At 70.4% G+C, this 13,987-nt stretch carries 12 protein-coding genes and 1 tRNA gene; 4 read left to right on the top strand and 9 right to left on the bottom strand.

Annotated features, from left to right (window positions below; genetic code table 11):
* The first annotated feature begins 99 nt into the window (after window positions 1-99).
* The 3 genes from AB0D34_RS25470 to AB0D34_RS25460 all read left to right on the top strand — a co-directional run bounded on the left by AB0D34_RS25470 (window position 100) and on the right by AB0D34_RS25460 (window position 6,006).
* Window positions 100-1,128 carry a LacI family DNA-binding transcriptional regulator gene (locus AB0D34_RS25470; protein WP_362665089.1) on the top strand — a complete coding sequence of 343 codons (1,029 nt, stop codon included), beginning with the start codon at window positions 100-102 and terminating at the stop codon, window positions 1,126-1,128.
* Window positions 1,129-1,252: 124 nt separating this feature from the next.
* On the top strand, window positions 1,253-4,525 hold the full coding sequence (locus tag AB0D34_RS25465; RefSeq protein ID WP_362665087.1) for a discoidin domain-containing protein: 3,273 nt from the start codon (window positions 1,253-1,255) through the stop codon (window positions 4,523-4,525).
* Window positions 4,522-6,006 carry a family 43 glycosylhydrolase gene (locus AB0D34_RS25460; protein WP_362665085.1) on the top strand — a complete coding sequence of 495 codons (1,485 nt, stop codon included), beginning with the start codon at window positions 4,522-4,524 and terminating at the stop codon, window positions 6,004-6,006. Before AB0D34_RS25465 ends, AB0D34_RS25460 begins: the two co-directional genes overlap by 4 nt.
* On the opposite strand, the gene AB0D34_RS25455 is transcribed toward AB0D34_RS25460, so the two are convergent.
* The 9 genes from AB0D34_RS25455 to AB0D34_RS25415 form a co-directional block, all read right to left on the bottom strand.
* Window positions 5,995-7,350, bottom strand: a complete 1,356-nt coding sequence (locus tag AB0D34_RS25455) for an alpha/beta fold hydrolase (protein WP_362665083.1) — start codon at window positions 7,348-7,350, stop codon at window positions 5,995-5,997. The two genes, AB0D34_RS25460 and AB0D34_RS25455, sit on opposite strands and share 12 nt — an antisense overlap.
* Window positions 7,351-7,486: 136 nt before the next feature.
* Window positions 7,487-7,560 (bottom strand) — tRNA-Pro (locus tag AB0D34_RS25450).
* Between the two features lie 135 nt (window positions 7,561-7,695).
* Window positions 7,696-8,055, bottom strand: coding sequence for an MmcQ/YjbR family DNA-binding protein (locus tag AB0D34_RS25445; protein WP_362665081.1), 360 nt, complete (start codon window positions 8,053-8,055; stop codon window positions 7,696-7,698).
* Between the two features lie 30 nt (window positions 8,056-8,085).
* Window positions 8,086-8,625 carry a GNAT family N-acetyltransferase gene (locus AB0D34_RS25440; protein ID WP_362665079.1) on the bottom strand — a complete coding sequence of 180 codons (540 nt, stop codon included), beginning with the start codon at window positions 8,623-8,625 and terminating at the stop codon, window positions 8,086-8,088.
* Window positions 8,622-9,194: a helix-turn-helix domain-containing protein gene (locus AB0D34_RS25435; protein WP_362665077.1), complete on the bottom strand. Its 573-nt coding sequence runs from the start codon at window positions 9,192-9,194 to the stop codon at window positions 8,622-8,624. Before AB0D34_RS25435 ends, AB0D34_RS25440 begins: the two co-directional genes overlap by 4 nt.
* A gap of 72 nt (window positions 9,195-9,266) precedes the next feature.
* Window positions 9,267-10,169, bottom strand: a complete 903-nt coding sequence (locus tag AB0D34_RS25430; RefSeq protein ID WP_362665075.1) for a LysR family transcriptional regulator — start codon at window positions 10,167-10,169, stop codon at window positions 9,267-9,269.
* 27 nt (window positions 10,170-10,196) lie between these two features.
* Window positions 10,197-11,390 (bottom strand): glycine C-acetyltransferase, encoded by a 1,194-nt coding sequence (locus AB0D34_RS25425; RefSeq protein ID WP_362665073.1) that lies wholly within the window; start codon window positions 11,388-11,390, stop codon window positions 10,197-10,199.
* A gap of 36 nt (window positions 11,391-11,426) precedes the next feature.
* Window positions 11,427-12,455: an L-threonine 3-dehydrogenase gene (tdh, locus tag AB0D34_RS25420; RefSeq protein WP_362665071.1), complete on the bottom strand. Its 1,029-nt coding sequence runs from the start codon at window positions 12,453-12,455 to the stop codon at window positions 11,427-11,429.
* A gap of 103 nt (window positions 12,456-12,558) precedes the next feature.
* On the bottom strand, window positions 12,559-12,735 hold the full coding sequence (locus tag AB0D34_RS25415) for a hypothetical protein (protein WP_362665069.1): 177 nt from the start codon (window positions 12,733-12,735) through the stop codon (window positions 12,559-12,561).
* Window positions 12,736-12,987: 252 nt separating this feature from the next.
* On the opposite strand from AB0D34_RS25415, the gene AB0D34_RS25410 reads away from it, so the two are divergent.
* Window positions 12,988-13,581, top strand: a complete 594-nt coding sequence (locus tag AB0D34_RS25410) for a GPP34 family phosphoprotein (protein ID WP_362665067.1) — start codon at window positions 12,988-12,990, stop codon at window positions 13,579-13,581.
* Window positions 13,582-13,987 lie beyond the last annotated feature (406 nt).

Here is a 13,987-nt window from a genome sequence, read left to right as displayed (position 1 = left end):
CAGTGCCCGTCAATCCCCCATGCAGAAAAACGAGTTCAGGTGGGGCACCGAAAATTCTCGCGTACCGTTTAGACACGCGACGCGAGACAGGAGACACCCATGACACCCGCCGCCGGCCCCGCCCGCTCGCACACCGCCACCCTCTCCGACGTCGCCCGGCTGGCCGGCGTCTCCGTCGCGACGGCGTCCAAGGCCCTCAACGGCCGCAGCCAGGTGCGCGCCGAGACCCGGCAGCGGGTGATCGAGGCGGCCGAGCGGCTGTCGTTCCGGCCCAACCAGCTCGCGCGCGGACTGCTCGCCGGGCGGACCGGCACCGTCGGACTGCTCACCAGTGACCTGGAGGGCAGATTCAGCATCCCGATACTGATGGGCGCGGAGGACGCGTTCGGCGCTGGCGAGGTCGCGGTGTTCCTGTGCGACGCACGCGGGGACGCGATCCGCGAGCAGCATCATGTGCGCGCGCTGCTGGGGCGCCGGGTCGACGGGCTGATCGTGGTGGGCAGCCGGACCGATCCGCGCCCGTCCCTGGGCCGTGACCTGCCGGTTCCCGTCGTCTACGCCTACGCGCCCTCGGACGATCCGGCGGATCTGTCGATCGTGCCCGACAACGTGGACGCGGGCCGGATCGCGGTCGAGCACCTGCTGGCCTGCGGTCGCAACCGGATCGCGCACATCACCGGCGATCCGGGGTATCTCGCGGCACGGGACCGGGCGGACGGGGCCCGGACCGCGCTCGCCGAGGCGGGGCTGGCCTTCGTCGGGGAGCCGCGGTTCGCGGAGTGGTCGGAGGGGTGGGGGCGGGCGGCGACGGCGATGCTGCTGGAGCGGCACCCCGACATCGACGCGGTGCTGTGCGGCAGCGACCAGATCGCGCGCGGGGTGATCGAGATCCTGCGGGAGCGCGGGCACCGGGTGCCGGAGGACGTGGCCGTCATGGGCTTCGACAACTGGCAGGTCCTGACCTCCGCCTCCCGGCCGCCGCTGACGAGCGTCGACATGAACCTGGAGCAGGTCGGGCGGGCGGCCGCGCAGGCACTGTTCGGCGCGATCGACGGCGTTCCCCGCTCGGGGGTGGAGACGCTGCCCTGCCGGGTGGTGATCCGGGGGTCCACGGCTTCGCTGTCCTGAACCGTGCGGTCGTGGAACTCGGGTGCCATCCACCTCTCTTGACACTCCATCAGCTCGCTCCTACGTTGCGAAAACCTTTTAGGTCGTTTCAGCCAAAGGTCGTTTCAGCAAAGGGGAGCATCCGATGCGAAGACGAACAGAGCCCATCCTCCAGCGCCTTCTCGTGGTCCTGACCCTCCTGCTCTGTTCCGTCGGCCTCGCGACTCCCGCCCGCGCCGCGCAGACCATCGGTTTCCCCACCTTCACCGGGCCCGCGATCCCCGCCCCGCCCGTCGCCCAGACCACCGGCGACATGATGCGGGCCGTCTACGACGCGGAGAGCTCGGGCACCGACTTCTGGATGGACCGGCTGCTGGCCCGCACCGGTGACGACCCGGCCGGGCCCTGGCTGATGAGCCGTGGACGGGCGCTCTTCATGAAGGAGCACGACCCCTCGCGGCTCGGGTTCGCCGGCAAGGTCGCCTACTGGGAGAGCATCAACGACAACAGCGCCTACACGGTCGCGCTCACCCCGGGAACCTTCACCGAACAGGTCTCCCAGCGCCGCCAGACGCCCAGCCACTGGAAGAGCGTCCACACCGGCGGCGCGGTCTCGGTCGAGCAGACCAAGTTCATCACCGACAACAACGTCGCCGTGACCAACCTGGCCATCAAGAACAACGGGAGCAGCTCGACCACCCTGCAACTGCGGGCGACTTCGCCGTACGCCACGACAGGCACCGGCAGCGAGCTGACCGGGCAGGTCAACGCCTACAACAACCTCACCACCATCCGGCCCCGGCTCACCGGCGACGGCTTCACGGTGTCCAGCGGCGGCCTCAACCGGTCGGTGACCGTCGCGCCCGGTGCCACGGTGACCGCCAAGGTGGTGATGGGCTTCGTCACCGACGAGATCCCCGAGTCGCTGACCGAGTACAACGCCTACGCGGGCTACTCCGCGGCGACGGCGTTCGCCACGCACGTGAAGGCCTACAACCTGTGGTGGGCGCAGAACGTGCCCTACATCGACGTACCGGAACCGGCGATCAAGAAGAGCATCTACTACCGCTGGTGGCTGATGCGCTTCAACAACCTCGACGCCGACATCCCCGGGCAGACCTTCCAGTTCCCGACCTCCACCGAGGGCGTCCTCGGCTACAACAACGCGATCGCGCTGACTCAGCCGATGCACATCGACGACCTCAAGTACCTGCGAAACCCCGCCTATTCCTACGGCGACTGGCTCAGCGTCGGCCAGGTCTCCAAGGGCGGACGGTTCCTCGACAACCCGGGCGACCCGGCGAACTGGTCCAACAGCTACACCCAGTACATCGCCGAGGCGGCCTGGAAGAGCTACCAGATCCACGGCGGCCAGCCGGCGATCGCGAACCAGCTCGCCCACTACGCCGAAGGTGACGTCAAGGGCCAACTCGCCTACTACGACCACGACAACAACAAGCTCATCGAGTACGACTGGGGCGCCCTGACCGGCAACGACGCCGACGCGGTCTCCTTCCACTGGAAGCCCGGCACCATGGACCGCGCCGAGTCCGCCTACCAGTACAGCGGAGCCCTCGCCGCCGCACAGGCCTACGAGGCGACCGGCAACACGGCCAAGGCGACGGAGATGCGCACGCTGGCGAACCAGATCAAGGACGCCATCGTCAACGTCCTCTGGAACCCCAACCGGCAGCTGTTCGAGCACCGGTTGAAGTCGACCAACGAGTGGGTGCCGTGGAAGGAGATCAACAACTACTACCCGTTCTCGGTCGGTGCGGTCCCCAACACGGCAACGTACAAGCAGGCGTTGCGGCTGTACGACGACCCGGCCCAGTACCCGGTCTTCCCCTTCTACACGGCCAACCAGGTCGACAAGAAGGCGGCCGCCGACGCGGGCGAGCCCGGCTCCAACAACTTCTCGACCATCAACTCCACGGTCCAGTTCCGGCTGTACTCCTCGGTGTTGCGCAACTACCCCAACTCCTGGATGAACGCGACGGACTACAAGAAGCTCCTCTACTGGAACGCCTGGGCACAGTACGTCGGCGGCAACACCCAGTGGCCGGACGCCAACGAGTTCTGGGCGGACTGGAACGGCAGCTCGATCACCTACCGCTCGTGGATCCACCACAACATCCTCGGCAGCAGCAACTGGACGGTGATCGAGGACGTGGCGGGGCTCCGGCCGCGCGACGACGCCAAGGTGGAGCTCTCCCCGATCAACATCGGCTGGGACCACTTCACGGTCAACAACCTCCGCTACCGGGGCGCCGACCTGTCGATCGTCTGGGACGACCCGGCCGACGGTGTGGTGCGCTACCCCGGTATCCCGGAGGGCTACTCGATCTACGTGAACGGCAACCGGGTCGCCACGGTCGGCTCGCTGGTCCCCTTCACCTGGGACCCGGCGACCGGTGACGTGACCACCAGCGGCACGGTCACCCACCACACCGCGGTCTCCGGGCTCAAGGCGCCGAACCAGGTCGTGCAGGACAGCCCGCGCATGGTCGACATGCTCGCCAAGGCCGGCGTCGACCTCACCGCCGACCTGACCAACCTCGCCGCCGGGGCCACCGTGTCCGCCTCCTCCACCGGTTCCGGCAGCACCGCGGCCGGGACGGTCGACGGCTACCCCACCAACGAGCCGTTCTGGGGCGCCGGCGGATCGGCCGCCCAGGACTGGTACGAGCTGAACTTCGGCACCGCCCGCACCCTCAACGAGTTGCGGCTGTACTTCAAGGACAGCCGCCCGGCCTCGACCACCTACCGGGCTCCGTCGGCGTACACCATCCAGTACCACAACGGCAGTTCATGGGTGGACGCCCCGAGTCAGACGAAGAGTCCGGCCGCGCCGCGCGCCAACTACAACCTGGTGAGGTTCCCGGCGATCAGCGCCCAGCGTGTCCGCGTCCTGGCCACCAACGCCTCCGGCGCCAGGACGGGCCTGACCGAGGTCAAGGTGTTCAACCGGGGCGGTGTGCAGCCACCGTCCAACCAGGCGTCGTCGGCAACGGCTTCGGCGTCGTACACCTCCGCCTGGGAGAGTGTCGCGGCCGTCAACGACGGCATCGACCCGCCCTCGTCCAACGACACCGTCAACCCGCGCTGGGGCACCTGGCCAGAGACCGGCCAGCAGTGGGCCGAACTGACCTGGGCCGCCGCGAAGACCCTGAACAAGGCCGAGGTGTACTTCTTCGACGACGACCAGGGCATCGACATGCCGGCCTCCTGGAAGCTCCAGTACTGGAACGGCAGCGCCTACGTCGACGTACCGGGAGCAAGCGGCTATCCCCTCGCCAAGAACCAGTACAACAGCGTCACTTTCACCGCCACCAACACCACGCGACTGCGGGTGCTGCTCACAAGCAACGGCAGCAACTCCGTCGGCCTCCTCGAAGCAAAGGTGTACGGCCCGTGACCAGATCCAGACTCCTCCTGGCCCTGCTCGTCCTGGCAACGGCCTTCCTCGTCGCACCGCCCGCGTCCGCCGCCGTCTCGTTCACCTCGACGGCCGTGAACCAGAACGGCGGCAACTGCCTCGATCTGCCAGGGAGTTCGACAACCGCGGGCGCCCAACTCCGGGCGTTCACCTGCTCGGCGGGCGCCAACCAGAACCTCGGCTACACGCCCGTCTCCGGTACGAGCGACACGTACACGATCACCACCCAGTCCGGCCAGTGCGTCGACGTCTACGGCGCCTCCACGGCGGACAACGCGGCGATCATCCAGTGGCCCTGCCACGGCGGCACCAACCAGCAGTGGCGGCTGGTGCCGGTGACGGTGTCCGGCACGGACAAGACCTTCAACCTGGTGTCGGTCGGCTCGGGCAAGTGCGTCGCGCCGAGCGGTGGTTCGTCGGCGTCGAACACCAACCTGGTCCAACTGCCGTGCGCCACAAGCAACGGCAGAGTGTGGCGGCTGCCCGCCTTCACCGGTGGCGGCACCACCCCGGGCACCTTCACCAACCCGCTCTCCCAGCACGGGCCCGACCCCTGGCTGACGTACTACGACGGTTACTACTACCTCGCCACCACGACCTGGAACTCGACGGTCACCATGCGCAAGGCGAGCACACTCGCAGGGCTCGCGACCGCCCCCGACCAGGTCATCTTCAACCTGACCCGGCCCAACGGGGCGGGCACGATGTGGGCACCGGAGTTCCACCTGCTCGACGGGCCCAACGGGAAACGCTGGTACTTCTACTACACGGCCGGGAGGGAGCCGTACGACCTGGGATCCCAGCGGATCCATGTGCTGGAGAGCGCGGGGCTCGACCCGATGGGCCCTTACACCTTCAAGGCCGACCTGCTCGACCCGACCCAGGACAACACCTGGGAGCTGGACCCCGGCATCCTCCAACTCAACGGACAGCTCTATCTGTTGGGCACCTTCTACAACGGCTCCCAGCCCATGTTCATACGGCCCCTGTCGAACCCGTGGACAGCGAGCGGCACCCGGCGTGTGCTGTCGACGCCGACCTACAGCTGGGAGACCGTGGGCGGCGCGGTCAACGAGGGCGCCGAGGTGCTCCAGCGGGGCGGGAAGACGTTCATCGTCTACTCGGCCAGCCACTGCTCCACGCCCGACTACAAGTTGGGCATGCTCACCTACAACGGCGGTGACCCGCTGAGCTCCTCCTCCTGGGTCAAGTCGCCGAACCCGGTGTTCCAGCGGTCCAACGCCAACGGGGTGTACGGCCCCGGTCACAACGGCTTCTTCAAGTCGCCCGACGGGACCGAGGACTGGATCGTCTACCACGCCAACAGCTCCGCGAGCGGCGGCTGCGACATGAACCGCACCACCCGGGCACAGAAGTTCACCTGGAACGCCGACGGCACCCCGAACTTCGGCACCCCGGTGGCACTCGGAGTCCCGCTGACCGCACCCTCAGGCGAGTAGTGCGCGCAGGAACGGCGCGAGGGTGCGGATGAAGGTGTTGTCCCGCGGGGCGGCGAACAGCGGATCGAGGTGGTTCATCCCGTTGTCCGTCTCGTAACTCGCGTACGGGATACGCGAGTTCGCGACGACCGCACGGGCCGCCGAGACGATCGTCCCCTTGGCGTAGCTCGTCTGGAAGGCGTACAGCGGGATGTCCAGGCCTGCGGCGTGCCTCAGCCGCAGGCCCAGTGAGCGGGTCAGATCGGTGTCGGCGTAGACGTCGGTGACATCGAGGTCGACCGACAGCCGGGCCGGCCAGTACCACTCCCATACGGCCGGTTCGGGACCGCCCGCGTACGCGGCGGCGACCCTGCCGAGAGGGGTGATGCCCTCGTCGACCCAGCCGCGCACCTCGCCGCTGTCGGCGAGGTGCCCGGAGTGCACGCTGATGTCGTTCGGCCAGCCGAAGCCCGCGTCCACCAGCGTGCCCAGGAGGCCCGCGTTGGTGACCGGGACCGGCGGCCGGAGGGCGTCGGGCACACGGGGCTGAAGGACCGAGGCGCCGCCCGGGTCGCGGTGGGCGTACCAGCCCGCGAGCTGGTACCAGATCTGGGTGCTCTCCGCCCGGTCGCCGAGCCCCACGGCGCTCAGGGTCATGTCGAAGACCGCGCCGCCCTCGATGGCGGCCAGCCGCTCCTTCACCTGCTCGGGCGAGTTGCCGACCGGCTCCCCCGTACCGTCGAACGCGCCGCGCACACCGCCGTCGACCAGCACCAGGGCGGACACGTCCCGGTGGCCGGGCCGGCCGGCGAAGTCCCAGGCGGCGTACGCCATGGCCGTGGTCGCACCCCACGAATGGCCACCGAGCACCACGCGCCGTCCGCCGCGGCCGGCGGCCCGTACGACCACGCGCAGATCCTCGAGTGTGCGGGCCAGGCCCCACCCGGCGACGAAGGCGGAGTCCGCTGGGTCCTGCGAGCGGTAGTGCCCGTCGAGGTAGTACGCGGCCGGGTCGGCCGTGTGGAAGCCCGAACGATCGGCGAGGTTCTCCTCCCGCCGGTCGAACGCCCACACCTGGACCCCCGGCACGGTCTCGACGAGGTGCCGGGCCGCCAGGCGGAAGTCGTTCGCGGCCCCGAACATTCCCGGAACCATCACCAGCACGGTGTGCGCCGCGTCGGGGCCGATCTTCAGCACATGGACACGGTCCGTCCCGGCCGGTCCGCCCCCGCCGCCCACGGCCAGCGGAACGTACGGCTCCCTGCTCCACCCCGCCGCCGCGACGGAGCCCGCTCCCACCGTGAGGAGGGCGGCCCCACCGGCCGCGCCGCCCAGCACCGCCCTACGAGACAGGCCTCTCGCCATGTCCGTCTCCCTCTCAACCGACCGCCCACGACCGCCGGTTGACAACCTACGCCCCGTCCGAACCGTGACCGGACGGAGGGCCGCACAAGGAAAAAGGGCCCTCACAGGCTCTCGCCTGCGAAGACCCTCCGCACCGTCGGGACGACAGGATTTGAACCTGCGACCCCTTGACCCCCAGTCAAGTGCGCTACCAAGCTGCGCCACGTCCCGGTGCCCGTCTGACCTGGGGTTTCCCTGGCCGAACGTACAGAGAAACCATACCGCACTCAGGTCGGTGGTCGCGCACCCCTTTCCCCGGCTGCCTGAGGCCCAGCCTGGGCCCCCACCCCGCCACCCGCGCCGCCTTCAGCCGTCGCCCGGCAGGCCCAGCCCCGGATACGCGTCGAGCAGCCTGGACGGGGCGGCCTGCCGCCAGGAGTCGGCGAGGATGTCCCGCAGTTCGCCGTCGTCCTCGATCGAGGCGAGGCGGGCGCGCACCCACGCGAACTGTGCCTCGTGGTCGGCGATCCAGAACTTCCCCGGCTCGGCCAGCGCCAGTTCGTCGCGCTCCTCCTTGGGGCAGCGCACGGCGATGGACGTCTCGTCCTCGGGCAGCGTGGCGAACATCTTCCCCGCGACCCGGAACGTGGGCATGCTCCAGGCGATCTTCTCCGTCGTGTCCGGCAGGGACAGGGCGATACGGCGTACGTCTTCGGCGTCCGGCATGACAGGCACCGTAGCCCCAGGCACTGACAATCACCTGGTGGGAACGGTCACACCCAGCTGCTTGTAGTACAGCGTCGTCGGCCGCAGCACCCCGGCGGGATCGGCCGCGTAGCCGGGGATGACGCCGGCCCGGGTCCAGCCGGCGGAACGGTAGAGGCGTTCCGCGGGGCTGTCGGTCTCGGTGTCGAGGTGGAGGAGGGTGATTCCGGCCCCGGCGGCGGCCTCCTCCGCGAGGTCGAGGAGCCGGCGCCCGAGTCCGCGCCCGCGGGCGTCCCGGTGCACCATCAGCTTGACGAGCTCGGCGCGATGACGGCTGTTGGGCTTGTCGGGGAAGGGGAAAACAAGACTCACGCTCCCGACGGTCCGCCTGCCGTCGTGCGCGGTCCACACCCTCCACTGCCCGGTGCCCACCACGCCCGCACGCTCCTTCCACCAGGCCACGGCCTCCGCACGGTCCATGGGCGCGAGGAACCCGACGGAGGCGCCCCCGGCCACGGTGTCGACCAGCAGGTCGGCCAACTCCTCGACGCGTTCCAGCAGTTGAGCCTCGTCCAGGCGGGTGATGATCACGGCAGCACCACCGCCAGCACGTACCTCACCGCGCCGGGACCGGCGCACCGGAACCGCGTCGGCCCCCATACCCGCAGCCGCAGACAGTCCCCGGTGCCGAGGTGGTGCTCGACGTCCTGGGCGGTGACGTCGAGCGCCCCCTCCAGGACCCAGATGTGCTGCTCCAGACCGGGTACGGGCGGCCGGTCGTAGGCGATGTCGGCACCGGCGGCGAGCCGCCCCTCGACGAGCTCACCCCGCAGCCCGGGGTGCGGCGGCGACACGGACCGCCGTACGAACCCGGAGGCCCGGTCCTCCCACACCGCCTGCTCGGCGCCCCGCACCAGCAGCGCGGGCTCGGCCTCGACCTCGCTGAGCAGCTGGGACATGGTCCGCCCGTACACCCCGCACAGCCGGTTCAGCAGCGAGGCGGTGGGACTGATCTCGGCCCGCTCGGCCCGGGAGAGCGTGGACTTGCTGATCCCGCTGCGCTCGGCGAGCTCGCCCAGGGACCACCCGCGGCCGGCCCGCAGCTCGGCGAGACGGGCACCGAGGCGGGTGTCGACGGGATCGACTTCCACGTGTTTCATATCTGGGATGCTATCCCAGATATGCCACGTCCGGTTGGGTGAACCCCTGGCATTTCCGACCCCGACGGCTCCCTACCCCTGGGCGACGGCCGCGAGCGCGTCCAGGACGGGACGGATCAGGGGGTGCTCCTCGGCTCCCCGCCGTACGGCCGCGAAGACCCGCCGCGTCGGCGCCACCCCGTCGACCGGCCGTACGACCACCCCGGCGAGGTCCATCCCGAACAGCGCCGACCGCGGCACCAAGGCCACCCCCGCATCCGCCGACGCCAGTGCCACCACCGCGCGGAAGTCGTCCGAGGAGTGCTCCAGGCGTGGCTGGAAACCGGCGTTCTCGCAGGCGAGGACCACCACGTCATGGCAGGGGTTGCCGGGGTAGGGGCCGATCCACGGGTCCTTGGCGAGCTCGGCCAGCGGCACCTCGCCCGCGTCGGCCAGTCGATGGCTCACCGGTACGACCGCGTCGAAGGGCTCGGCGTACAGCGGAACGTGCGCGAGGCGGGGGTCGTCGGCCGGCGGCGCCCCCCGGTACTCCACCGCGACCGCCACGTCGACCTGCCGGTCCAGGACCATCGGCAGGCTGGCGTCGCCCTCGGCGTCCTGGACCCGGAGGTGGATGCCGGGCGAGGTCGAGGCGAGGCGGGCCACCGCGGGCGCCACGACCAGGGCGATCCCGGTCGCGAAGGACGCGACGGTGACCGTCCCGGCCTCCCCCGAGCCGTACGCCGCGAGCTCGGCCTCCGCCCGCTCCAGCTGGGCGAGGACCGCGTTGGTGTGACTGAGCAGGATCTCGCCGGCCGGAGTGAGCCGTACACCTTTCGCACCGCGCTCGACGAGCCGGTGCCCGGTCTCCTGCTCCAGGGCCGCGAGCTGCTGCGAGACCGCGGACGGGGTGAGATACAGCGCGGCGGCAGCCGCCGTCACCGTGCGGTGGTCGGCCACCGCACGGAGGATGTGGAGCCGCCGCGCTTCGATCATGAGATCGATTATCTCAAGCCGTCCGGGCTAGCCCGCCAGCTCGGCCCTGGCCGCGACGAACGCGTCGACCGCGCGGTTCACGTCCTCGGTGGAATGGGCTGCCGAGAGCTGCGCCCTGATGCGCGCCTGCCCCTGCGGGACCACCGGGTACGAGAAGCCGATCACGTACACGCCCCGCTCCAGGAGCAGCTCCGCGAGGCGTGCCGCCTGCGCCGCGTCCCCGATCATCACCGGCGCGATGGGGTGGTCCCCGGGCAGGACGTCGAAGCCCTCCTCGGTCATCCGACGGCGGAACAGCGCGGTGTTCTCGCGCAGCCGCACCCGCAGGTCGTCCGCCGACTCCAGCAGGTCGAGGACCTTCAGGGAGGCCGCGGCGATCACCGGGGCGAGCGTGTTCGAGAAGAGGTACGGCCGTGAGCGCTGACGCAGGAGCGCGACGATCTCGGCGCGGGCGGCGACGTAACCGCCGGAGGCACCGCCGAGCGCCTTGCCGAGCGTGCCGGTGATGATGTCGACGCGGTCCATGACGTCGTGCAGTTCGGGGGTGCCCCGGCCGCCGGGACCGACGAAGCCGACCGCGTGGGAGTCGTCGACCATGACCATGGCGTCGTAGCGGTCGGCGAGGTCGCAGATGTCCTTCAGCGGGGCCAGGTAACCGTCCATGGAGAAGACGCCGTCGGTGACGATCAGCTTGCGGCGGGCGCCCGCGGCCTCCTTCAACTGCCGTTCCAGGTCGGCCAGATCACGGTTGGCGTAACGGAAGCGGCGGGCCTTCGACAACCGGATGCCGTCGATGATCGAGGCGTGGTTCAGCGCGTCGGAGATGACGGCGTCCTCGGGTCCCAGCAGCGTCTCGAACACACCGCCGTTGGCGTCGAAGCAGGAGGAGTACAGGATCGTGTCCTCCTGGCGGAGGAAGGCGGAAAGGCGTGCCTCCAGCCGCTTGTGCACCTCCTGGGTGCCGCAGATGAAACGGACCGAGGCCATGCCGTAGCCCCAGCGGTCCAGGGCCTCGTGCGCGGCGGCGATCACCTCGGGGTGGTCGGCGAGTCCGAGGTAGTTGTTGGCACAGAAGTTGAGGACCTCGCCGGGGCGGCCGCCCGCGGACACGTTCACGGCCCTGGACTGCGGGGTGTCGATCACCCGCTCGGGCTTGTGCAGACCGGCGGCGCGGATCTCGTCGAGGGTGGCGCGCAGGTCGTCGCGCACGGAGTCGAACATCGTCAATCCCTAGGTCAGTTGGTCCGGTCGAGGAGGTCAGACGGTCCAGTCGAGGATGACCTTGCCGCCGCGGCCGCTCGCCGCGTCGGCGAACGCCGCCTCGAAGTCGCGGTAGCCGTAGCGGCCGGTGATCACGGGGGCGAGGTCGAGGCCGCCCTCCAGGAGGACCGACATCGCGTACCAGGTCTCGAACATCTCACGGCCGTAGATGCCCTTGACGGTGATCATCGAGGTGACGATCCGCGCCCAGTCCACAGGGAACTCGGCGGCCGGCAGTCCCAGCATCGCGATCCGGCCGCCGTGGGTCATGTTGGCGATCATGTCGCGCAGGGCCTCGGGCCGCCCGGACATCTCCAGGCCGATGTCGAAGCCCTCGCGCAACCCCAACTCCCGCTGTCCGTCGGCGATCTGACTCTCCGACACATTCAGTGCGAGACTCACGCCGACCTTGCGGGCCAGCTCCAGGCGCTCCTCGCTGACGTCGGTGACCACGACATTGCGGGCACCCGCGTGCCGGGCGACCGCCGCCGCCATCAGCCCGATCGGGCCGGCACCGGTGATCAGCACGTCCTCGCCGACCAGCGGGAAGGACAGCGCGGTGTGCACGGCGTTGCCGAACGGATCGAAGATCGCGGCCACGTCGAGCTCCACGGGAGCCCGGTGCACCCACACGTTGGCGGCGGGCAGAACGACGTACTCCGCGAAGGCACCGTCCCGCCCGACGCCCAGCCCGATCGTGGCCCGGCACAGGTGCCGCCGCCCGGCGAGACAGTTGCGGCACCTGCCGCACACGAGGTGTCCCTCGCCGCTCACCCGGTCGCCGAGCTTGATCTCCGTGACATCGCGCCCGGTCTCCACGACCTCGCCGACGAACTCGTGCCCCAGCACGAGCGGTGCGCGGATCGCCTGCTGCGCCCAGCCGTCCCAGGACCGGATGTGCAGGTCGGTGCCGCAGATCCCGGTGCGCAGCACCTTGATCAGTACGTCGCCGGGTCCGACGGCGGGCTCCGGGACGTCCACGAGCCACAGCCCTGGCTCCGCCTTCTCCTTGACCAGCGCCTTCACGCTACGGCTCCTGTGGGTGCGAGGGGTGGAAACGCCCTGCAATCTGCCGTACGGCCACGTCCTGGTCCATCGAGGATTTCTTAAGCGGTGCCACAGCTCCGCTTCACGCCCGCTGCCCGCCGTCGACATCGGCGGCCAGGTCCCGGTCCAGCGGCAGGATCTCCCGTACGGCCCCTCCGTCCCGCAGGGAACGGGCCGCCCCGTGCCTCGCCGCGACCGCCGTCCACGCGGAGCCCGGCGAGGTGTCGTTACGGCCGCCCTCCCAGCGGATCCACGTCACCGTGCTCGGCCTCCTGCGCCAAGTCCGGCGCCGAGTACTCGATGTCCGCGCGCTCCCGTTGAGGACGCCGTACCGTGTGGGCTCGGGTGGCCTGCGCGAGGTCTTCGGCGTACACGTTCCAGGCGGCCCAGGTGGTCGCACAAGGACACACGCTCCCCGAGCAGCAGCAAGAATCGACCGAGGACACCCGGCCCACCGCGGCCGGACCCGACGCACATGCCCCGCACTCGGCCAACTGACCTGGAGCCGCTGATGACTACCGCACGGGACCTCGCGATCGTCGCCCTCGACGGGGCGACCGACAAGCCGGTGGAGCAGGGCGATCTGTCGCTCGCGCTCGCGGGAGCCGAGATGCTCGACCTCCTCGACGCCCACGCCCTCGTCCTGGACGGCGACCGCATCCTGCCCAGCGCCCAAACCCCCACGGGCGACCGCCTGTTGGACGAGGCCGCCGAGACCCTCGTACGGCAGGAGCCGTACGAGTCGGTCGAGGACTGGCTGTGGCGCCGGGGCCGCGGGCTGTCCGCGGCCTACGTCGACGACCTGGAGCGGATCGGGCTGACGACCCGCTCGCGGGGCCGCCGCGTCCCACTGCGGACCGGGCGCACGGAGCTCGTGGACTCGGAGGCCAGGCGGCAGGCCGAGGAGCGCCGGGCGGCGGGCGAACCTGTCCTCGCCGCTCTGGCGGCCGCCGCCGGGCTCGGTGACGAACCGGCCGAGGAACTCGCCGACGACGCGGTCACCGTGCTGGCAGCCGTCGGGGACGCGGTGATGGAGCTGGAGGCGGTACGTCAGCGGAAGGTCATCGAGGACGCCGCGTTCGACAACGTCTGGCGCGGTTACTAGGAGGCGGCTGCGCCGGCTTGGCGGACATCACCCGGCCCGCCGGCTGGGCCGTCTCGACCACGTCGACCTGTGCGTCGAAGATCTCACGAAGCGCGGCGGCTGCGCGGGCTCTTCGAACAGACCGGGGCCGGACAGTACGCCGTTCAGGAGGGCTGCGGCAGCAGGGCGTCCGCATCCGTGTCCGACACGCTGCCCCAGTCCCGCCGTCGGACCGCCCGGTCCTCGTCGACGACGGCGAGCGCGAGGCCTCCGGCCACGCCCAGCGGCCGGCGAAGTGGCCGTCTCGCCGGTCACAGGACGGGGAGCCCGTCGGCTGCGCGGGCTCTTCGAACAGACCGGGGCCGGACAGTACGCCGTTCAGGAGGGCTGCGGCAGCAGGGCGTCCGCATCCGTGTCCGACACGCTG

The organism is Streptomyces sp. NPDC048420, from assembly GCF_040651535.1.
GTDB lineage: Bacteria > Actinomycetota > Actinomycetes > Streptomycetales > Streptomycetaceae > Streptomyces.
This window is presented reverse-complemented; position numbering and strand designations above follow the sequence as displayed.